General features: G+C 72.5%; 18 protein-coding genes. 15 read left to right on the top strand and 3 right to left on the bottom strand.

Going from position 1 to position 19,557, the window contains the following annotated elements; all coding sequences use genetic code 11:
• Positions 1–147 precede the first annotated feature (147 nt).
• The 13 genes from ACFEMC_RS18590 (at position 148) to ACFEMC_RS18530 (ending at position 12,651) form a co-directional block, all read left to right on the top strand.
• Positions 148–1,272, top strand: coding sequence for a glycosyltransferase (locus tag ACFEMC_RS18590; RefSeq protein WP_380171000.1), 1,125 nt, complete (start codon positions 148–150; stop codon positions 1,270–1,272).
• Positions 1,273–1,289: 17 nt separating this feature from the next.
• Entirely contained in the window at positions 1,290–2,438 is a 1,149-nt protein-coding gene (locus ACFEMC_RS18585; protein ID WP_380170999.1) for a glycosyltransferase family 4 protein, read from the top strand.
• A gap of 249 nt (positions 2,439–2,687) precedes the next feature.
• A complete protein-coding gene (locus tag ACFEMC_RS18580) occupies positions 2,688–3,500 on the top strand; it encodes a glucose-1-phosphate cytidylyltransferase (RefSeq protein WP_366169520.1) in 813 nt (270 codons plus the stop codon).
• Between the two features lie 34 nt (positions 3,501–3,534).
• Positions 3,535–4,584, top strand: coding sequence for an NAD-dependent epimerase/dehydratase family protein (locus ACFEMC_RS18575; protein ID WP_380170998.1), 1,050 nt, complete (start codon positions 3,535–3,537; stop codon positions 4,582–4,584).
• Positions 4,581–5,126: a dTDP-4-dehydrorhamnose 3,5-epimerase gene (gene rfbC / locus ACFEMC_RS18570; protein ID WP_380170997.1), complete on the top strand. Its 546-nt coding sequence runs from the start codon at positions 4,581–4,583 to the stop codon at positions 5,124–5,126. The genes ACFEMC_RS18575 and rfbC overlap by 4 nt, the downstream gene beginning before the upstream one ends.
• On the top strand, positions 5,123–6,412 hold the full coding sequence (locus tag ACFEMC_RS18565) for an NAD(P)H-dependent oxidoreductase (RefSeq protein WP_380170996.1): 1,290 nt from the start codon (positions 5,123–5,125) through the stop codon (positions 6,410–6,412). Before rfbC ends, ACFEMC_RS18565 begins: the two co-directional genes overlap by 4 nt.
• 160 nt (positions 6,413–6,572) lie before the next feature.
• Positions 6,573–7,445 (top strand): Rossmann-like and DUF2520 domain-containing protein, encoded by an 873-nt coding sequence (locus ACFEMC_RS18560; RefSeq protein WP_380170995.1) that lies wholly within the window; start codon positions 6,573–6,575, stop codon positions 7,443–7,445.
• Positions 7,442–8,314 carry a pantoate--beta-alanine ligase gene (gene panC / locus ACFEMC_RS18555; protein WP_380170994.1) on the top strand — a complete coding sequence of 291 codons (873 nt, stop codon included), beginning with the start codon at positions 7,442–7,444 and terminating at the stop codon, positions 8,312–8,314. The genes ACFEMC_RS18560 and panC overlap by 4 nt, the downstream gene beginning before the upstream one ends.
• A gap of 44 nt (positions 8,315–8,358) precedes the next feature.
• Positions 8,359–9,873 carry a lysine--tRNA ligase gene (gene lysS, locus ACFEMC_RS18550; RefSeq protein ID WP_380170993.1) on the top strand — a complete coding sequence of 505 codons (1,515 nt, stop codon included), beginning with the start codon at positions 8,359–8,361 and terminating at the stop codon, positions 9,871–9,873.
• A 44-nt stretch (positions 9,874–9,917) separates the two neighbouring features.
• Positions 9,918–10,109 carry a hypothetical protein gene (locus tag ACFEMC_RS18545; protein WP_380170992.1) on the top strand — a complete coding sequence of 64 codons (192 nt, stop codon included), beginning with the start codon at positions 9,918–9,920 and terminating at the stop codon, positions 10,107–10,109.
• A gap of 122 nt (positions 10,110–10,231) precedes the next feature.
• The gene (locus tag ACFEMC_RS18540; RefSeq protein WP_367636683.1) at positions 10,232–10,588 is read left to right on the top strand and encodes an Lsr2 family protein; all 357 of its coding nucleotides are present in this window, start codon (positions 10,232–10,234) and stop codon (positions 10,586–10,588) included.
• Between the two features lie 246 nt (positions 10,589–10,834).
• A complete protein-coding gene (locus tag ACFEMC_RS18535; protein WP_380170991.1) occupies positions 10,835–11,806 on the top strand; it encodes an ATP-binding cassette domain-containing protein in 972 nt (323 codons plus the stop codon).
• Positions 11,803–12,651, top strand: a complete 849-nt coding sequence (locus ACFEMC_RS18530; protein ID WP_380170990.1) for a hypothetical protein — start codon at positions 11,803–11,805, stop codon at positions 12,649–12,651. Before ACFEMC_RS18535 ends, ACFEMC_RS18530 begins: the two co-directional genes overlap by 4 nt.
• 14 nt (positions 12,652–12,665) lie before the next feature.
• Here the strand turns inward: ACFEMC_RS18530 and ACFEMC_RS18525 are convergent, their stop codons facing one another.
• Together ACFEMC_RS18525 and ACFEMC_RS18520 are read right to left on the bottom strand one after the other, a co-directional pair.
• Entirely contained in the window at positions 12,666–13,727 is a 1,062-nt protein-coding gene (locus tag ACFEMC_RS18525) for a LacI family DNA-binding transcriptional regulator (protein WP_380170989.1), read from the bottom strand.
• Between the two features lie 32 nt (positions 13,728–13,759).
• A complete protein-coding gene (locus ACFEMC_RS18520) occupies positions 13,760–14,893 on the bottom strand; it encodes a citrate synthase (protein WP_380170988.1) in 1,134 nt (377 codons plus the stop codon).
• Between the two features lie 53 nt (positions 14,894–14,946).
• Between ACFEMC_RS18520 and ACFEMC_RS18515 the strand changes: the two genes are divergently transcribed.
• Entirely contained in the window at positions 14,947–16,116 is a 1,170-nt protein-coding gene (locus ACFEMC_RS18515; protein ID WP_380170987.1) for a citrate/2-methylcitrate synthase, read from the top strand.
• A gap of 105 nt (positions 16,117–16,221) precedes the next feature.
• Here the strand turns inward: ACFEMC_RS18515 and ACFEMC_RS18510 are convergent, their stop codons facing one another.
• On the bottom strand, positions 16,222–16,776 hold the full coding sequence (locus ACFEMC_RS18510; protein ID WP_380170986.1) for a 2'-5' RNA ligase family protein: 555 nt from the start codon (positions 16,774–16,776) through the stop codon (positions 16,222–16,224).
• A gap of 250 nt (positions 16,777–17,026) precedes the next feature.
• Here ACFEMC_RS18510 and ACFEMC_RS18505 point away from each other — a divergent pair, with 250 nt between their 5' ends.
• The gene (locus ACFEMC_RS18505; protein ID WP_380170985.1) at positions 17,027–19,537 is read left to right on the top strand and encodes an ATP-dependent Clp protease ATP-binding subunit; all 2,511 of its coding nucleotides are present in this window, start codon (positions 17,027–17,029) and stop codon (positions 19,535–19,537) included.
• Positions 19,538–19,557: the final 20 nt, after the last annotated feature.

Raw genomic sequence — 19,557 nt, 5'->3', positions numbered from 1 at the left:
CCTTGTTGCTCAGCGTGTCACGCCCTTGCAAGAATGCGCGGACCACCCGCGGACTGCGCGGGGGTCACGGGGGCGGTGAGGGGGGTCCGGCGGCCGGCAGGCCGGTGGAACTCACCGCTCCGGACGTTCGTCTGGGGGGTTCCACACGTGAAACTGGGTCGACCGAGCCCGACCGTCAGCGCGCTGACCGTCATGTCCTTCGCCGGTCACGTCATGTACCCGCTGTACCTGCTGGCCAGCGAGCGCCTCGCGCCGCGCAGCCCCGTCCGTCCGCGGGCCGGAGAGGCCGGCTGGACGTGGGACGACGTCGACGTGCTCATCCCGGCGTTCGGCGAGGCGAGCATCCTCGCCGAGACCGTGCCGCAGCTCCTGGGTGAAGGCGTTCCGCTGGACCGCATCACGATCGTCGTCGACGAGGACGAGAAGACCCGCGCGACGGCCGAGCACCTCGGCTGCCGCGTCGACTGGTCGCCCACCCGGGCCGGCAAGGCCGCCGCCGTGAACCGCGGCGTCCAGAACTCCACGGCCGACATCGTCGTGCTGCTCGACGCGAACGCGTTCGTGCCGGGCGACGGGTTGCGCGCGCTCATCGACCGGGTCGCGACCGACCTGCACCTGGCCTCCGGCGTCCGCAAGGAGTCCGGTGCGGCCGACGAGGGCCTGTACTGGCGGTACGAGAACTGGATCAAGCAGACGGAGGCGGGACGCGGCGGATCGCTGGCGCTCGTCGGCGAGGCCGTCGCCCTGCGGCGCGAGTCGTTCCGCCCCATCCCGGGCTCGGTCCTCAACGACGACCTGTTCCTCGCCTTCGACTTCGCCCGCCGCGGGCTGAACGTCGGCGTCGTGCCCGAGTGCGTCGCGATCGAGGACTCCGCGCCCCGCAACGACCAGCTCGAGCGGCGCGTCCGCATCATGAGCGGGCAGCTGCGGCTGTTCTGGGGTTTCCGCCGATCCTTCCTGTCCGGGGACGACAAGTTCCTGCACTTCGCCATGCACAAGGGATGGCGTTCGACGCTCGGCCCCGCCGCGCAGCTCACGCTGACGGCCGCCTGCCTGGCGCGTCCGAAGAACCGGTACAGCCAGCTGTTCCTGCTCGGGGAGGCCGTGTCCGTCGCGGCCTACCTCAAGGGGGACAAGCTGCAGGGCAAGGCGGCCGCGCCGCTGCGCGTGCTGGGGCAGGCCGTCGGCATGCCGCCGGTGATCTTCGCGCTGTCCATCCCGCGCGCCCTCGGTCGTTCGCGGTCGGGTGCCTGGAAGAAGCGCACGCGTTGACCGCTGGGTCGACGTCCGTGAGCACGCCTGACCGCACGGCCTGGGTCCTGGCCAAGCAGCTGCCGGCGAGCACCGATTCCGGTGGGCGCCAGCGGGTCCGGGCCGTCATCGACGCCTACGCCGCGTCGTTCGACCGGGTCCACGTGGTCGGTTTCGACCGCTGGCCCGGCTGGCGCGACGTCCTGCCCGCCCACGTGACGGTCCACGAGGTGGCCGCCCCGGGACCGACCCCGGGGGCCGTCCTGCGGGGTTCGCTGTTCGCCGGCAAGTGGTTCTCCCGGAAGGTCCACGACCTGCTCGCCACGGGCGTGCGCGCCCGGGACGTCGTGCACGTCGACTTCCCGCAGATGGCCGTCAACGTCCCCGCGGACGTGCGCATCGACGTCCTGGACCTGCACAACGTCGAGTCCGACCTCGTCGCGCGCCGGTTGCGCACCGAGCGGCCGCTGGCCGGCCGGTTGCTCGCGCCGGAGGTGGCGCGGTTCCGCCGCTTCGAGTTCGCCGTCGCGGCCCGGGCCGAGCACGTCACGGCCTGCAGCCGCAAGGACCAGGAGGTCCTGTCGGCGCACGGCATCGACAGCACGTTCGTCCCGAACGGCGTCAGCGCGGTCGCGCACGTGCCGACGGTCCCGCCGGCCACGCGCACGGCCCTGTTCGTCGGGGCGGTCGACTACGGCCCCAACAAGGCCGCGCTGCGCTGGTTCCTCGACGAGGTGTGGCCGCAGGTCCTCGACCGGGTCCCGTCCGCGCGGTTCCTCGCGGTGGGCCGGGGGGTGTCGGCGGTGCACCCGCGCTCGACCGGTGAACCCGGGGGAGTGGAGTTCCACTCCGACGTCGCGTCCGTCGACCCGTTCTACGACCGCGCCGACGTGTGCGTCGTGCCGCTGCTGTCGGGCGGGGGGACGAAGATCAAGCTGGTCGAGGCCCTGTCCCGGGGCCGCGCCGTCGTCACCACGAGCCTGGGCCTGGAAGGCCTCGAGGAGCACCGCGACGTGCTGCGCGTCGCCGACGGTGCGCCGGCGTTCGCCGACGCCCTCGCCGAACTCCTGCAGGACCCCGAGCAGGCCGCGAAACTGGGCTCGGCCGCGGCCGACGTCGCCCAGTCGTTCTCGTGGGAATCCGCGATGACTCCGCTGCGTGACCTGTTGGCGACGATTCGTCGCTGAACATCGCGAACGGGGACCAACGTCACCCGCTTCGCCCAATCTCACGCTCCGTGTTCGTCCGCCTGTAGTAATCTCGCGGCAGCACCTCGGCGGGAAACCGGTGGCTCGGATTCGTGGGGGGTTCGGACCGCCACCGGAGTTCCCACGCGCACGACGCGACAGGTGTGCTGTTCCCCCACGGACGGTTCGCGGGCGCGGTGCGCCTGCACCGACGACATCCGACCGATCAGGTTCGAGTGAGGGAAGAACATGACCGAGGCCACTCCCGTCTCCGAGATCCCCGTCGTCATCCTCTGCGGTGGCATGGGCACCCGACTGCGCGAGGCCAGCGAGAAGCTGCCCAAGCCGCTGGTGGACATCGGCGGACGGCCGATCCTCTGGCACATCATGAAGCTGTACAGCTCCTACGGTTTCCGGAAGTTCGTCCTGTGCCTGGGGTACAAGAGCGACCTCATCAAGCGCTACTTCCTCGACTACCGGATCAACGCCGGCGACTTCACGCTGAACCTGTCGACGCAGGACGCCCCGACCTTCCACACCAACGGTGTGCAGGAGGACTGGGACGTCACGTTCGTCGAGACCGGCCTGACGACCGCGACCGCGGCCCGCATCAAGCGCGTCGAGCAGCACCTGACCGCCGACAAGTTCGTGCTGACCTACGGCGACGGCCTCGGCGACGTCGACATCCTCAAGACCCTGCGCGACCACGAGGCCGGCGGCCGCCTGGCCACGGTGACGGCCGTGCACCCGAGCTCGCGCTACGGCGAGATGCACGTCACCGGCGACACCGTCACCGAGTTCAACGAGAAGCCGACCCTGGCCGACGGCTGGGTCAACGGCGGGTTCTTCGTCTTCGACCGCGCCTTCGCGGACAAGTACCTCGAGGACGACCCCGACATGATGCTCGAGCAGAAGCCGCTGCAGACCGTGGCGCGCGACGGCCAGCTGACCGTCTCGCAGCACGAGGGGTACTGGCTGGGCATGGACACCTTCCGCGAGTGGACCGAGTTCAACAAGCTCTGGGACTCCGGCAAGGCGCCGTGGAAGACCTGGGAAGACTGAGACCCGCCAGACCCACGAGAACCGGAGAACTGCTGTGAAGATCGTCGTCACCGGGACCGAGGGCTACCTCGGCGCCCTGCTCGCCCCCACCCTGCTCGAGTCCGGCCACTCCGTGCTGGGCATCGACACCGGCTACTACAAGCAGGGCTGGCTCTACAACGGCGTCCCGGCCTCGGTCGAGACGCTGGCCAAGGACATCCGCCACGTGACCGTGGAGGACCTCGCCGGCGCCGACGCCGTCGTGCACATGGCCGAGCTGTCCAACGACCCGCTCGGGGAACTGATCCCCGACGTCACCTACGTGGTGAACCACAAGGGGTCCGTCCGCCTGGCCGAGACCGCCAAGGCCGCGGGGGTCTCCCGGTTCGTCTACATGTCGAGCTGCTCCGTCTACGGCGTGGCCGAGGACACCGTCGACGAGACGTCGGCCGTGAACCCGCAGACCGCGTACGCCGAGTGCAAGGCGCTCGTCGAGCGCGACGTCGCGCCGCTGGCCGACGACGACTTCTCGCCGACGTTCATGCGCAACGCGACGGCCTACGGCGCCTCCCCGCGCCAGCGGTTCGACATCGTGCTGAACAACCTCGCCGGTCTGGCCTACACGACCGGCAAGATCGCCATGACGTCCGACGGGTCGCCCTGGCGTCCGCTGGTCCACGGCCTCGACATCGCCAAGTCGATCCGCGCCGTCCTCGACGCCCCGCGCGAGAAGGTCCACAACGAGGTCTTCAACGTGGGCGACTCCGAGCAGGTCTACCGCGTCCGCGAGATCGCCGAGGCCGTCGGCCGCGCGCTGCCCGAGGCAGAGATCACCTTCGGGCAGAGCAACGGCGGGGACAACCGCAGCTACAAGGTGAACTTCGACAAGATCCACGCGACGCTCGAGGGCTTCTCGTGCGACTGGAACGCCGACAAGGGCGCCCAGCAGCTCGTCGACGTGTTCAAGGCGATCGACCTCGACGAGGCGACGTTCACCGGCCGCGGCCACACCCGGCTCAAGCAGCTCGAGCACCTCATCCGCACCGAGCAGCTCGACAAGGAGCTGTTCTGGCGCGTCCAGCCGACCTCGGGGATCGCCCAGTGAAGTTCACGACCACCGACATCGAGGGCGTCGCGATCATCGACCTCGAGGAGCGCGCGGACGACCGCGGGTTCTTCGCCCGGTCCTTCTGCCGCGAGGAGTTCCTCGCGGCGGGGCTGAACCCGGCGGTCGAGCAGTGCAACCTCTCCTACAACCACAAGGCCGGGACCCTGCGCGGCATGCACACGCAGGTCGACCCCGCGCCGGAGGCCAAGCTCGTGCGCTGCACGGCCGGCGCGATCCAGGACATCATCGTCGACCTGCGCCCGGACTCGCCCACGCGGTTCCAGCACGTCGCGGTGGAGCTGTCGGCGGAGAACCGCACGGCGCTCTACGTGCCCGAGTACTTCGCGCACGGGTACCTCACGCTGACCGACGGCGCCGAGGTCGTCTACCAGGTGTCCCAGAGCTACACCCCGGGCACCGAGCGCGGCCTGCGCTACGACGACCCCGACCTCGCCCTGCCGTGGGCGCGCGACGTGGCCGTCATCAGCGACAAGGACAAGAGCTGGACGCTGCTGGCGGACGGGGCGCAGCTGTCGTGATCATCGTCGACAACGCGCTCAAGCAGCGCCAGGCCGAGGGGCGGCCCATCCGGGTCGCCCTCGTCGGCGCCGGGTTCATGGGCCGCGGTTTCGTCAACCAGGTCGTGAACTCCGTGCCCGGCATGGAACTGGTCGCCATCGCCAACCGCACCGTCTCCAAGGCGCGCGACGCCTACGAGCAGGCCGGGGTCACCGGCGTGGTCGAGGCCGACGACGCCGCGGCGGTCGACAAGGCCATCGCGCAGGGCAAGCCGGTCGTGTCGGCCTCCTACGAGGCCGTCGTCGACGCGGGCCAGGTCGAGGCCGTCGTCGAGGCGACGGGCAACACCGAGTACGGCGCGCACGTCGTCGTCCGGGCCATCGAGCAGGGCAAGCACATCGTCCTGCTCAACGCCGAGGTCGACGGCACCGCCGGCCTCGCACTGCGCACCCGCGCCGAGAAGGCCGGTGTCGTCTACACCGGCTGCGACGGCGACCAGCCCGGCGTGCAGATGAACCTCATCCGCTTCGTGCGCTCCATCGGCGTCACGCCGCTGGTGTCGGGGAACATCAAGGGCCTGCAGGACGAGTACCGCAACCCCACCACGCAGGAGGGTTTCGCCAAGCAGTGGGGGCAGGACCCCTACATGGTGACGAGCTTCGCCGACGGCACGAAGGTGTCGTTCGAGCAGGCCCTCGTCGCCAACGCGGCGGGGTTCTCGGTCGAGAAGCGCGGCATGCGCGGCGCCGACCACCGCGGGCACGTCGACGAGCTGACGACGATGTACGACGTGGACCAGCTCAAGGAGCTCGGCGGCGTCGTGGACTACGTCGTCGGGTCCAAGCCGGGCCCCGGCGTCTACGTCCTCGGGACGCACGACGACCCCAAGCAGCAGCACTACCTGAACCTGTACAAGCTCGGCACCGGGCCGCTGTACTCGTTCTACACGCCGTACCACCTGTGCCACTTCGAGGTGCCGCTGACCGTCGCCCGCGCGGTGATCTTCGCCGACGCCGCCATCGTGCCGGGTGACGAGGTGAAGGTGGAGGTCGTCACGACGGCCAAGACCGACCTCGCGGCCGGCAAGGAGATCGACCGCCTCGGGGGGTACGACACCTACGGCGTCGCCGAGACGTACGCGGCGACCACGGCCGGGAACCTCCTGCCCATGGGGGTGGCCGAGGGCTGCGTCCTCAAGCGCGACGTCACGAAGGACCAGGTCCTGACGTACGACGACGTCGTGCTGCCCCAGGGCCGGCTCATCGACGCCCTCCGCGCCGAGCAGGCCGCGCTCCTCGGGCGCTGACGCACCTCCGCACGTCCCGAACGGCCCCCGCGGGGTCGGGGTCGTTGACGCATCGCGCTCGCTCGTAGGTTGAGCCCGTTGCGTCAGCGAGCCACCCCCGCCGGGGCCGTTCGGCGTCCCCGGGACGGTGCTGGGCGACCCGCGCGTTAGGGTCGCCGACGTGAACTCCGCGGGCAGGCTCGACGTCGCGGTCGTCGGGGCCGGGCGGGTGGGACCGGTGCTCGGGGCCGCCCTGCGCGCCGCGGGGCACCGCATCACCGGCATCACCGCGCTCACCCGGCAGGCCGCCGAACGCGTCGAGGCGCTGCTGCCCGACGTCCCGTGGATCGAGCCCGCGGCCGCCTTCGCCGCCGACCTCGTGCTGCTGGCCGTCCCGGACGACGTCCTCGGCCCCCTCGTCACCGAGCTCGCGCCGAACGTCCGGGCGGGGCAGCTCGTCGTCCACACGTGCGGGCTGCACGGCCTCGGGGTGCTGGAACCGGCCGCGCAGCGCGGGGCCCTCACCCTCGCCCTCCACCCGGCCATGACCTTCACGGGCACGTCGCTGGACCTGCAGCGGCTGCTCGGCGCGGCCGTGGCCGTCACCACGCCGCCCGTCCTCGCTCCCGTCGCGGACGCGCTCGTGCGCGAGTGGGGGGCGACCCCCGTCGTCGTCGCCGACGGCGACCGGGCGACGTACCACGCGGCCCTGGCCCACGGCTCGAACCACCTCGTCACGCTCGTCGCCCAGGCGCTCGACGCGGCGCGGGCGGCCGTGGGGGAGGACGCCGAACGCGTCCTGCGCCCGCTGCTGCAGGCCGCCCTCGACAACGCGCTGCGCGACGGCGACGGCGCGCTCACCGGTCCCGTGGCCCGCGGCGACGCCGGCACGGTGGCCACCCACCTGCGCGTGCTCGGCGCGCTCGACGCCCCCACCGCCACCACCTACGCCCAGCTCGCCGGCGTCGCCGCCGACCGCGCGCAGGCCGCAGGACGCCTCACCCCCACCGCGGCCGACGCCGTTCGTGCCGAACTGACCCCGGGAGAACCGTGACCAGCACGACGCAGCCCGACCTGACGGTCGCCCGCACCCGCTCCGAGCTCGCCGCCGCCCGCGACGCGCTGCCCGGGCCCGTCGCCGTCGTCATGACGATGGGTGCGCTGCACGCCGGGCACGCCCGCCTGATCCGGGAGGCGCGCTCCCGGGCGCGGTCGGTGCTCGTGACGATCTTCCTCAACCCGTTGCAGTTCGGGCCGAACGAGGACCTCGCCCGCTACCCGCGCACGCTCGACGAGGACCTCGCCCTGGCCGCCGGGAACGGCGCGGACGTCGTCTTCGCGCCCGGGCCCGACGTCGTCTACCCCGACGGAACCCCCGGGGTCCGCGTGGCCGCGGGGCCGCTCGGCGAGGTGCTCGAGGGCGCGAGCCGCCCGGGCCACTTCGACGGCGTCCTGACCGTCGTCGCCAAGCTGCTGCGCCTCACGCGCGCGGACCTGGCGTTCTTCGGCCAGAAGGACGCGCAGCAGCTGCTGCTCGTGCGGCGCATGGTGCGGGACCTCGACCTGGGCGTCGAGGTCGTCGCCGTGCCGACCGTCCGCGAGGACGACGGGCTGGCGATGTCCAGCCGGAACCGCTACCTCACGCCGTTCGACCGCGAGGTCGCCCTCGTCCTGCAGCGCGCCCTGGCCGCGGGCCGGGCCGCCGCACCGGAGGGCCCCTCGGCCGTGCGGCGCGCGGCGCGCGACGTCCTCGTCGCCGAACCCGCGGCGCGCGTGGACTACCTCGCGCTCGTCGACCCCCACGACCTCGCCGACGTCCCGGAGCACTTCCGCGGTGACGCGCTGCTGGCGGTCGCGGCCCGCGTGGGCTCGACCCGGCTCATCGACAACACCCCCCTCGTCGTGGGTCACCCGGCGGACTGAGGGACGCGCGTCGCCACCACGGGACCCCCACTAACCTGGGGCGGGTGAGCGACCAGACGCCCGACCTGCCCGAGGACGAGTTCGAGGACCTGCCCGAACAGGTCAGGGTCCGCCGTGAGAAGCGGGACCGGATCCTTGCCGCCGGTGGCGAGGCCTACCCCGTCTCGGTGCCCCGGACGACGTCGCTGGCGGACCTGCGCGCGCGCTACGAGCACCTCGCGCCGGGCGAGGAGACGACCGACGAGGTCGGGGTCACCGGGCGCGTGGTGTTCCTGCGCGGCACCGGCAAACTCGTCTTCGCCACCCTCCAGGAGGGCGACGGCACCCGGTTGCAGGCCATGGTGTCCCGCGACGGTGTCGGCGAGGACGCCCTCGCCGGCTGGAAGTCCGACGTCGACCTCGGCGACGTCGTGTTCGTCCACGGCACCGTCATCTCCTCCAAGCGCGGGGAGCTGTCGGTGCTCGCCGACTCCTGGCAGATGGCCTCGAAGGCGTTGCGCCCCTTGCCGGTCCTGCACAAGGAACTGTCCGAGGAGACCCGCGTCCGGCAGCGCTACGTCGACCTCATCGTGCGCGAGGCGGCCCGGTCGAACGTGCGCGCGCGCTCGAACGTCGTGCGCTCGGTCCGCCGGACGCTGGAGGACCGCGGGTTCCTCGAGGTCGAGACGCCGATGCTGCAGACGCTGCACGGCGGCGCCAGCGCCCGGCCGTTCGTCACCCGTTCGAACGCGTTCGACACCGACCTGTACCTGCGCATCGCGCCGGAGCTGTTCCTCAAGCGCCTCGTCGTCGGCGGCATCGAGCGCGTCTTCGAGATCAACCGCAACTTCCGCAACGAGGGGGCCGACTCCACCCACTCGCCCGAGTTCGCGATGCTCGAGGCGTACGAGGCCTGGGGCGACTACGACTCGATCGCCGAGCTCACCCGCACGATCGTGCAGGAGGCCGCGCAGGCCGCGTTCGGCTCGCACGTCGTCACGTGGGCGGACGGCACCGAGTACGACCTCGGCGGGGAGTGGCGTTCCATCTCCATGTACCCGTCGCTGTCGGAGTCCCTGGGGGAGGAGATCACCCCGGAAACCCCGCGCGAGCACCTGCTCGCCGTCGCGGAGAAGCTCGGAGTTCCCGTCGACGCCGCCCGCTGGACCGGCGGAAAGCTCGTCGAAGAACTCTGGGAACACCGGTTGGGTGATTCCCTGGAAACGCCGACCTTCGTCCGCGACTTCCCCGTGGAGACCTCCCCGCTGGTGCGCGCGCACCGCAGCATCCCGGGCGTGGTGGAGAAGTGGGACCTGTACGTCCGCGGTTTCGAGCTCGCGACGGGGTACTCCGAACTCGTCGACCCGGTCGTGCAGCGCGCGCGGTTCGTCGACCAGGCCCGGCTGGCCGACCTCGGCGACGACGAGGCCATGCGGATCGACGAGGACTTCCTGCGCGCCCAGGAGCACGGGATGCCGCCCACGGGTGGGATGGGGATGGGCATCGACCGCCTGCTCATGGCCCTGACGGGCCTGGGCATCCGCGAGACGATCACGTTCCCGCTGGTCAAGCCCCGCTGACCGCTGTCCCCGGGGGCGTCCGCACGCGGACGTACCCTGGGGGCGTGGACCAACTCGCCGCTCTGCTGCCCCCCGCGGGGCTGGCGCTCCTGTTCGTGGTGCTCATGCGCTCGATCCTGCACGCCGACCGTCGTGAACGCGCCGCCCTGCGCCGGGCGGAGAGCGAACGCCGGGCGTCGGCCGCTGTTCCCGGGGAAGGCGCCGGGGAAAGCGGCGGCAACGACCGCCCCGCGTGAGCGCGACACGAAAAGCGGCATTCCTGCGGTGATTTGACCTGAAAGCCGGAAAGGGCCAGAGTGTTCCCGACCGGCGCACCCGCGAAACCGGTCGTGGTCCCTTTCGAGAGGAAATCCCCGGGATGGCGCAGAAGGTTCAGGTCCTGCTCGTCGACGACATCGACGGCAGCGAGGCCTCGGAGACGGTGACCTTCGCGCTCGACGGGGTCAACTACGAGATCGACCTCTCGGACGAGCACGCCGCCGCCCTGCGCGACGCCTTCGCCCCGTGGGTGGGGCACGCCCGCCGCGTCGGTGGCCGCGCCAGCTCGGGCCGCCGCTCCTCCGCGGCCGCCTCCCGCCCCGCGGCCAAGAGCTCCGACGGCCCCGAGCGCGACACGGGCGAGGTCCGCACGTGGGCCCGCGAGAACGGCTACACGGTCTCCGACCGCGGCCGCATCTCCGCCGAGATCCTCCAGGCGTTCGACGCGGCGCACTGACGCCGGCCCCACCAGACGCACCCCAGGGCCCGACCACCGCACCGGTGGTCGGGCCCTGCGTCGTCCCCGCGGCGTCCGTCGGGGGCGCGGGACCATCCCTCCGCCCGACGGGCGGTGCGCCCATCGGTGGATGCGGTGGCTCGTGACGGTGCGTGAGGATCGACGTGTTCCGCTGCGGCGGCTCCCGGTGACGGGGGCCGTGCGGCGTCCCCACCCGTCACACCCACCACCACGAAGGGGCACCCCATGATCGAGGCGGTCGGCCTGCGCAAGGTCTACGGCAAGAAGGTCGCCGTGCACGACCTCAGCTTCACCGTGCGCCCGGGCATCGTCACCGGGTTCCTCGGGCCCAACGGGTCCGGCAAGTCGACGACGATGCGGATGATCGTCGGCCTCGACCGCCCGACCGCCGGTCAGGCGCTCGTGGACGGCAAGCCGTTCGCCGCGCACCGCGCGCCGCTGTCGACGGTCGGGGCCCTGCTGGACGCCAAGGCTGTGCACACCGGTCGCTCGGCGCACAAGCACCTGCTCGCCATGGCCGCCACGGCCGGCATCCCGCGCTCGCGCGTCGACGAGGTCGTCGACCTCGTCGGCCTGCGCGAGGTGGCCCGCAAGCGCGCCGGGGGGTTCTCCCTCGGGATGGGGCAGCGCCTCGGCATCGCCTCGGCGCTGCTGGGCGACCCGTCCACCGTGATGTTCGACGAACCCGTCAACGGCCTGGACCCCGACGGCATCCTGTGGATCCGCAACCTCATGAAGGAGCTCGCCCGTCAGGGCCGGGCCGTGTTCGTGTCCTCGCACCTCATGAGCGAGATGGCGCTGACGGCCGAGCACCTCGTCGTCATCGGCAAGGGCCGGCTCATCGCCGACGAGAGCGTCAAGGCGTTCGTCGACCGCGTCCAGCCCCGCGGCGTGACCGTCCGGTCCCCGCAGGTCGAGCAGCTGCGGGAACTCGTCACCGTCGAGGGCGGGCAGCTGGCCGCGATGGAGGACGGCAGCTTCGACGTCCGGGGCCTGACCGCCGAACGCATCGGGGACGCCGCGGCCCGTCGCGGCGTCGCCCTGCACGAACTCACCACCGTCAAGGCGTCGCTGGAGGAGGCCTTCATGGAACTCACCGCGAACGCCGTCGAGTACCAGGCGCACGGACCGGCCGGGGGTGGACCGCTCACGGTTCCCGAACCGTCCGGCCGCGCCCGCGAGGAGGTCGTCCGATGAGCACCACCCAGCCGGCACCCCAGGTGCAGCACCGGCAGTTCCAGGCGACCGAGTTCCGGGTGACGTTCCCGGGGCTGGTCCGCTCGGAGTGGATCAAGTTCTGGAGCGTCCGCTCCGTCGTCGTGACGATGGCCGTGTCGTTCGTCGCGATCGTCGGGATCGGGGTCCTCACCTCGCTGGCGACCCGGGCCGCGTTCTCCAGCGCCGAAGGCGCGCAGGCGATGGCGGCGCAGGGTTTCGACGGGGTGGCCGCCAGCCTCACGGGGGCCCAGATGGGGACCCTCATCGTCGCCGCGGTCGGCGTCATCGTCATCGCGGGGGAGTTCTCCACCGGGATGATCCGCACGTCCGTGGTGACCGCCCCCCGCCGCCTGGGCATCATCGCGGCCAAGGCCGTCGTCCTCGCGGTGAACGTCGCCGTCGTCACGGCCGTCGCCGTGCTCCTGGCGTTCCTGCTCGGCCAGGCCGTGCTGAACACCCAGGACCTCGGCGCCTCCCTCGGCGACGACGGCGTCGTGCGCGCCCTGCTGGGCAACGTCGCCATGCTCGTCGGCGTGTCACTCGCGGGCCTGGGCGTCGGTGCGCTCATCCGGAACGCGGCCGGGGGCATCTGCACCGTCGTCGCCGCCATCTTCGTGGTCCCGCTGCTGCTCATGCCCATCCCCGAGTCCTGGGGCGGGGACCACATCCGCGAGTTCTGGTTCAGCAACACCGTGACGAACGCGACGATGGTGACCCAGAGCGACAGCTACCTCTCGGCCGGCGCCGGGTTCGGGATGTTCGTCGTGTGGGTCGCGGTGCTGCTCGGCCTCGGCACCCTCGCGCTGCGCAGCCGGGACGTCTGACCCTCCTCCAGGGCTCAGGACGAGGAGGCCCGGACCACGAGTTCGGGCAGGTAGACGACCTGCCGGTCGGGCACCACGACCGGCAGGTCGTCCCGCACGTCCACGGTCCGGTCCGCCGTCGCGCCCGCGGCGTCCGCAGCGGCACGCTGCAGCAGCAGTTCCACGGCCGAGCGCCCGAGCAGGTCCGTCGGCTGGCGGACCGACGTCAGGGGCACGGTGGCCGCGGCGGCGAAGTCGATGTCGTCGTACCCGACGAGGGCCAGGTCGTCGGGGACCTTCAGCCCCCGCTGCACGACCTCCTGCAGGACACCCAGCGCCAGCAGGTCGTTGAGGCAGAACACGGCCGTGGGCCGGTCCGGACGGCCCCACGAGTCCAGGGTGGCCCCGATGGCGCGCCCGTTCTCCAGGTGCATCGCCGGCACCTCGACCTCGACGAGCGTCTCCGGTGGCAGACCGGCGTCGGCCACCGCCCGCCGGGCCCCCTGCATCCGGTGGTCCACCTGCAGGAAACCCCGGGGACCCCCGACGACGGCGATGTGCCGGTGCCCCGCCGCGAGCAGGTGCGCGACCGCGAGGCGGCCGCCCTCGACGTCGTCGACCGAGACCGACGGGGTGGGTCCGTCCGGATCGCTGCGGTCGAGCAGGACGAGGGGCACGTCGAGGCGGCGCAGTTCGGCCAGCCGCTCCTCGGAGGTGTCGACGGGGGACAGGACGATCCCCGCGACGCGTTGCTGGCGCAGGACCTCGAGGTGCCGGCGCTCGCGGGCGAGGTCCTCCGCGCTGCTGCACAGCAGGAGGGTGTGGCCGCCGGCCTCGGCCGTGAGTTCGGCGCCCCGGGCCAGTTCCGTGAAGAACGGGTTCGCGATGTCGAGGACGACGAGGGCGAGGAAGCGGCTGCGGCCCATGCGCAGCTGCCGCGCCGACTCGTTGCGGACGTACCCCAGCTCCTCGATCGCCTCCTGCACGCGCAGGCGGTTGGTCTCGGTGACGGTCTCGGGACGGTTGAGGACGTTGCTCACGGTTCCGATCGAGACGCCGGCCCGGGCGGCGACTTCCTTGATGCTCACTGCGGCCACCGGTGGATGCTAACCCGAATGTTCTAGATACATCACGTTCCGTGAATACCGCGGACGCGGAACCGCAGCGCTGGGGCGCGGTACTCCTCGAGCGCGTGCGCGACCCAGCCGGCCGTCCGGGCGACCGCGAAGACGAACTCCCCCGCCTCGGCGGGGAGCCCCCGGGCGAGGGCGTGCGCGGCCAGGGCGAGGTCGACGTTGGGGTAGGCGCCGGCGCCGTGCGCGCGCAGGACGTGCACGAGCAGCATCGGCAGCGCGTCCGCGACCTCCCCCGGGGGCAGAGCGTCCAGGAGGGCCTCGGCCCGCGGGTCGGCGCTCGTGTGGACGACGGTCCCGAAGCCCGGCGGGACCTGGTCGGCCCACCCCCCGAGAGCGGCCGCGGGCCCGTCCTGCAGCACCCGCTCCAGGAACTGGTGGGCCACGACCGAGGCCCTCGCGTGCAGCGGCCCGTCCGCCGCCCCGAGCGCCGCCGACAGGACCGCCGGCAGCGGGGCTCGCGCGCTGGCCGCCACGCGGGCCGCGACCGTCGAGACCGCGAGCCCGTGGTCGGCCAGCAGGACCAGCGCCGGCCCCCAGTCGCCGGGCGCACCCAGCACGTCGTCGACGGTCGCGGCGACCCCGGCCCCGCGGTCCAGGACGGCCGACAGCAGCGGCTCGGGGTCGGGCTCAAGGGTGGGGTGCGGGGTGGGGTCCTGCTGCGGCGGTCGCAGGGCGCCGACCACGGCCACGGCCACCCGCAGGCGAGCCGCCGGCCGGGTGCCCGCCGGCAGCCCCCGCAGGACGGCGTCGACCCCCGCGGTGAGCGCGCGGTCGGCGGTGAAGGGGCCCGGGGTCGCCGTCCCCGTCCACAGCAGACGGGCGACGGACTCGAACGAGTGCGTGCGGGACAACGCGACCGCGTCCTGGCCGCGGTAGCGCAGCCGGTCGTCGTCCAGGGATGTCAGGCCGCTGCGGACCGTCTCCACCGCCCCCGCCGGCCGGTTGCGGCCCCGCGCCGCGAGGGCGTCCACCTCCGCCGCCTCGAAGAGGCTGCCGCCCGGCGTCCGGTGCGCGTGCAGCAGCCCGCGGCTGACGTAGGCGTAGAGCGTCGCCCGGCGAACGCCCAGCCGGTGGGCCGCCTCCGCCGACGACAGTGCGGGGGCCGGGGTGGGGGTCGGTGGCGCCACGGTTGATCGGATCAACGTTGACCGCGTCCGGTCAAGGTCCGGACGCTCGCGGCATGAGCGCACCCACCGTCAGCCCCGCCCCCACCGCCTCCACCACTGCGCCTGACGCGCCCGCCGGGCTGCGCGGTGTCGTCGTCACCACGACCGAGCTCGGTGACGTCCGCGGCGAGGAGGGGTTCTTCCACTACCGGCAGTACTCCGCCGTCGACCTGGCCCGCACGCGCACGGTCGAGGACGTGTGGTTCCTCCTGCACCGGGGGCACCTGCCGTCGGTGGTCGAGCTGGCCGCCTTCCAGGCCGAGGTCGCGCCGCTGCGGGTCCTGCCGCCCGCGCTGGTCGACGCCCTGCCGGTGCTCGCGGCCGCGGGCGGTTCCCCGCTGGCCGGGCTGCGGACGGCGCTGTCGCTGCTGGGGGCGGCCGAGGGGGTCCGGCCCGTCCTGGACCTCTCCCCGGAACAGCGTGCGGCCGACGCCCTGCGCGTCTGCGCGGTCGTGCCGACGGTCCTCGCCGCCCTGCACCGCACCCGGGCGGGCCTGCCGCCCGTCGCGCCCCGGGACGACCTCGACGCGGCGGCGAACTGGCTGTGGATGCTGACGGGCGTCGAGGCTCCGGAGGCGCACGTCCGGGCCGTGCGCCGCTACCTCGTCGCGACCGTCGACCACGGCTTCAACGCCTCCACCTTCACGGCCCGCGTGGTGGCCTCCACGGGCGCGGACGTCGTGGCGGCGGTCGTGGCCGCGCTCGGCGCGTTCTCCGGTCCCCTCCACGGTGGCGCCCCCGACCGGGCCCTGGACGCCCTCGGGGAGATCGGCCACCCCGACCGGGCGGCGGCCTGGGTGCACGAGCAGCTCGCCGCGGGCCGGCGGGTCATGGGGTTCGGCCACGCCGTCTACCGGACGCTGGACCCGCGCTCGGTGCTGCTGCGGGAGACGGCCCTGGAGCTCGGCGGGGACCTCGCCGAGCTCGCCGTGGCCGTGGAGGAGCGGGTGGTGGCCGCGCTCGCGGAGGCCAAGCCGGGACGCGCCCTGCACGCCAACGTCGAGTACTACGCCGGCGTGGTCATGGCGACGTGCGGCCTCGCCCCCGAGCTGTTCACGCCCACCTTCGCCACGAGCCGGGTCGTCGGCTGGTGCGCCCACGTCCTGGAGCAGGCCGAGGACCCGCGGATCATCCGGCCCTCGGCCCGGTACACCGGCCCGGCCGCTCCCGTCCCCGTGCCCTGAGCCGCGGCGAGGTGGCGGCTCGTACGGGATGTCTGCACGGTGCTCGCCCAGGAGCGCGGGAACGGTCCTTCCGGGGGCGGCGTGCAGACATCCCGCACGGCCCCGCTACGACGGTCCGGTCCCCGTCCCCTGACCCAGCGGGAAGCGGCGTCGTACGCGCCACCCGTCCGGCGCGAACGTGCCCTGGAGCAGCGTGAGCTCGCGGACGTGCTGGGTGACCGGCAGTCGAGGCGCCAGGTCGGCGCGGACCGCGGCCGGGTCGGGTGCGTCCTCGGCGACGGTGAGGTGCGGCACGGCGTCGTCGACCCCGCCGTGGGCGCCGCCGTGGGGCAGGAGCCCGAAGGCCGCGCAGACGGCCCGGGTCAGGGCCCGGAGGGGCTCGGCCGGCTCGGGCGCGAGCCACAGCACCGCGTCGCCGGAGCCGTCGACGCGGCTGGACGCGAGGGTGGAGGCGGGCGTCGCGGCGGCCAGGGCCGTGAGCGCGTCCTCGACGTCGTCGTCCAGCGCCTGCGGCGGCAGGAAGGGGAAGCAGACGGTGACGTGGGCCGGGACGCCGGCGCGGGCGGCGCGGTCGTGGCGTCGGCGCCAGTGCGCGACGGCGGCCTCCGCGGCGGGCACCTCGACGACGAGCGCCGTCTGCTCCTGCGCGGCCGCCTCCACGCCCCGACCGTAGCGCTCCCGGGGGTCCTGAACCGTTGCGCCGACGGCGAACGAAGTGGCGGAACACCCCGCCCGAAGCGCAGGTTGGTCAGGACAACCGAGTCACGACTCGTTCACGATCACCGTCAGGTGCCCCCGGGCGCCGCCGATGGGAGTGAGAGTGTCAGAGCTCGGGACTAGCATCGGAATGGTCCGGTCGGGGGATTGCCCCCCGTGCACTCCGGATCCGACCACCCGCGAGGAGCGCCGCATGTTCGAGAGGTTCACCGACCGCGCCCGACGGGTCGTCGTCCTGGCCCAAGAAGAGGCCCGGATGCTCAACCACAACTACATCGGGACCGAGCACATCCTGCTCGGCCTGATCCACGAGGGTGAAGGCGTCGCCGCCAAGGCCCTCGAGTCGCTGGGCATCTCCCTGGACGCCGTCCGCGAGCAGGTCCAGGAGATTATCGGCCAGGGCCAGCAGGCCCCGTCCGGTCACATCCCCTTCACCCCCCGCGCCAAGAAGGTCCTCGAGCTGTCGCTGCGCGAAGCGCTGCAGCTGGGCCACAACTACATCGGGACCGAGCACATCCTGCTCGGCCTCATCCGCGAGGGTGAAGGCGTCGCCGCCCAGGTGCTCGTCAAGCTCGGCGCCGACCTCAACCGGGTGCGTCAGCAGGTCATCCAGCTGCTGTCCGGCTACCAGGGCAAGGAGCCCGCGACCGCCGGCGGTCCCCAGGAGGGCACGCCGTCGGGCTCGCTCGTCCTCGACCAGTTCGGCCGCAACCTCACCCAGGCCGCCCGCGAGGGCAAGCTGGACCCGGTCATCGGCCGCGACCCGCAGATCGAGCGCGTCATGCAGGTCCTCTCGCGCCGCACGAAGAACAACCCGATCCTCATCGGGGAGCCGGGCGTCGGGAAGACCGCCGTTGTCGAGGGGCTCGCGCAGTCCGTCGTGCGCGGGGAGGTCCCCGAGACGCTCAAGGACAAGCAGATCTACACGCTGGACCTCGGCGCCCTCGTCGCCGGCTCCCGCTACCGCGGTGACTTCGAGGAGCGCCTGCGCAAGGTCCTCAAGGAGATCCGCACCCGCGGCGACATCATCCTGTTCATCGACGAGATCCACACCCTCGTGGGTGCGGGTGCCGCCGAGGGCGCCATCGACGCCGCGAGCATCCTCAAGCCGATGCTGGCCCGCGGTGAGCTGCAGACCGTCGGGGCGACGACCCTCGACGAGTTCCGCAAGCACATCGAGAAGGACCCGGCCCTGGAGCGCCGCTTCCAGCCCATCCAGGTCCCCGAGCCGACGCTGCCGCACGCCATCGAGATCCTCAAGGGCCTGCGCGACCGGTACGAGGCGCACCACCGCGTCTCCATCACCGACGCCGCCCTCGTGGCCGCCGCGACGCTGGCCGACCGCTACGTCAACGACCGGTACCTGCCGGACAAGGCGATCGACCTCATCGACGAGGCGGGCGCGCGACTGCGCATCCGCCGCATGACCGCACCGCCGGACCTGCGCGAGTTCGACGAGCGCATCGCCGACGTCCGCCGCGAGAAGGAGAGCGCGATCGACGCGCAGGACTTCGAGAAGGCGGCCTCCCTGCGCGACAAGGAGAAGAAGCTCCTGGCGCAGAAGGGCGAGCGCGAGAAGCAGTGGAAGTCCGGTGACATGGACGTCGTCGCCGAGGTGGACGAGGAGCTGATCGCCGAGGTGCTGGCCACCGCGACGGGCATCCCCGTCGTGCGCCTCACCGAGGAGGAGTCCTCGCGCCTGCTCAACATGGAGGGCGAGCTCCACAAGCGCGTCATCGGTCAGAACGACGCCATCAAGGCGCTGTCCCAGGCCATCCGCCGCACGCGGGCCGGCCTCAAGGACCCCAAGCGCCCCGGTGGGTCGTTCATCTTCGCCGGCCCCACGGGCGTCGGGAAGACGGAGCTGGCCAAGGCGCTCGCGGAGTTCCTCTTCGGCGAGGAGGACGCGCTCATCCAGCTCGACATGAGCGAGTTCTCCGAGAAGCACACCGTCTCGCGCCTGTTCGGTTCGCCCCCCGGCTACGTCGGGTACGAGGAGGGCGGTCAGCTGACGGAGAAGGTGCGCCGCAAGCCGTTCTCGGTCGTCCTCTTCGACGAGGTCGAGAAGGCCCACCCGGACATCTTCAACTCGCTCCTGCAGATCCTGGAGGACGGTCGCCTGACCGACTCCCAGGGCCGCATGGTCGACTTCAAGAACACCGTGATCATCATGACCACGAACCTCGGCACCCGGGACATCTCCAAGGGCGTCGGCACCGGGTTCGCGGCCGGGTCCCAGACCCAGCTGACGAACTACGAGCGGATGAAGTCGAAGGTCAACGAGGAGCTCAAGCAGCACTTCCGGCCCGAGTTCCTCAACCGCGTCGACGACATCGTCGTGTTCCCGCAGCTGACGCAGGAGGAGATCGTCGAGATCGTCGACCTGTTCATCAAGCGGGTCGACGACCGCCTCAAGGACAAGGACATGGGCATCGAGCTCACGCCGTCCGCGAAGGTGCTGCTGGCCACCAAGGGCTACGACCCGGTCCTGGGGGCCCGTCCGTTGCGCCGCACGATCCAGCGCGACATCGAGGACGTCCTGTCCGAGAAGATCCTGTTCGGCGAACTGCGCGCCGGCCAGATCGTCTCCGTCGACACGACCGGCGAGGGCAAGGAGCAGGCCTTCACCTTCGAGGGCACCTCCAAGGAGGACCTGCCGGTGACGGTCCCCGTGGGGGACCTCGGCACCAGCACGGACGACTGACCCGCACGGCTTGACCTCAG

The sequence above is a fragment of the Kineococcus sp. DHX-1 genome (genome assembly GCF_042473625.1).
Taxonomy (GTDB): Bacteria; Actinomycetota; Actinomycetes; order Actinomycetales; family Kineococcaceae; genus Kineococcus.
The sequence above is the reverse complement of the archived record's forward strand: the minus strand, read 5'-3'. Positions and strand labels throughout refer to the sequence as shown.

Bases quoted from the DNA above. Each gene is read 5' to 3' on its own strand.
- ACFEMC_RS18505 (WP_380170985.1), top strand. From the start codon at position 17,027: ATGTTCGAGAGGTTCACCGACCGCGCCCGACGGGTCGTCGTCCTGGCC.
- ACFEMC_RS18580 (WP_366169520.1), top strand. From the start codon at position 2,688: ATGACCGAGGCCACTCCCGTCTCCGAGATCCCCGTCGTCATCCTCTGC.
- ACFEMC_RS18515 (WP_380170987.1), top strand. From the start codon at position 14,947: ATGAGCGCACCCACCGTCAGCCCCGCCCCCACCGCCTCCACCACTGCG.
- ACFEMC_RS18540 (WP_367636683.1), top strand. From the start codon at position 10,232: ATGGCGCAGAAGGTTCAGGTCCTGCTCGTCGACGACATCGACGGCAGC.
- ACFEMC_RS18530 (WP_380170990.1), top strand. From the start codon at position 11,803: ATGAGCACCACCCAGCCGGCACCCCAGGTGCAGCACCGGCAGTTCCAG.
- ACFEMC_RS18535 (WP_380170991.1), top strand. From the start codon at position 10,835: ATGATCGAGGCGGTCGGCCTGCGCAAGGTCTACGGCAAGAAGGTCGCC.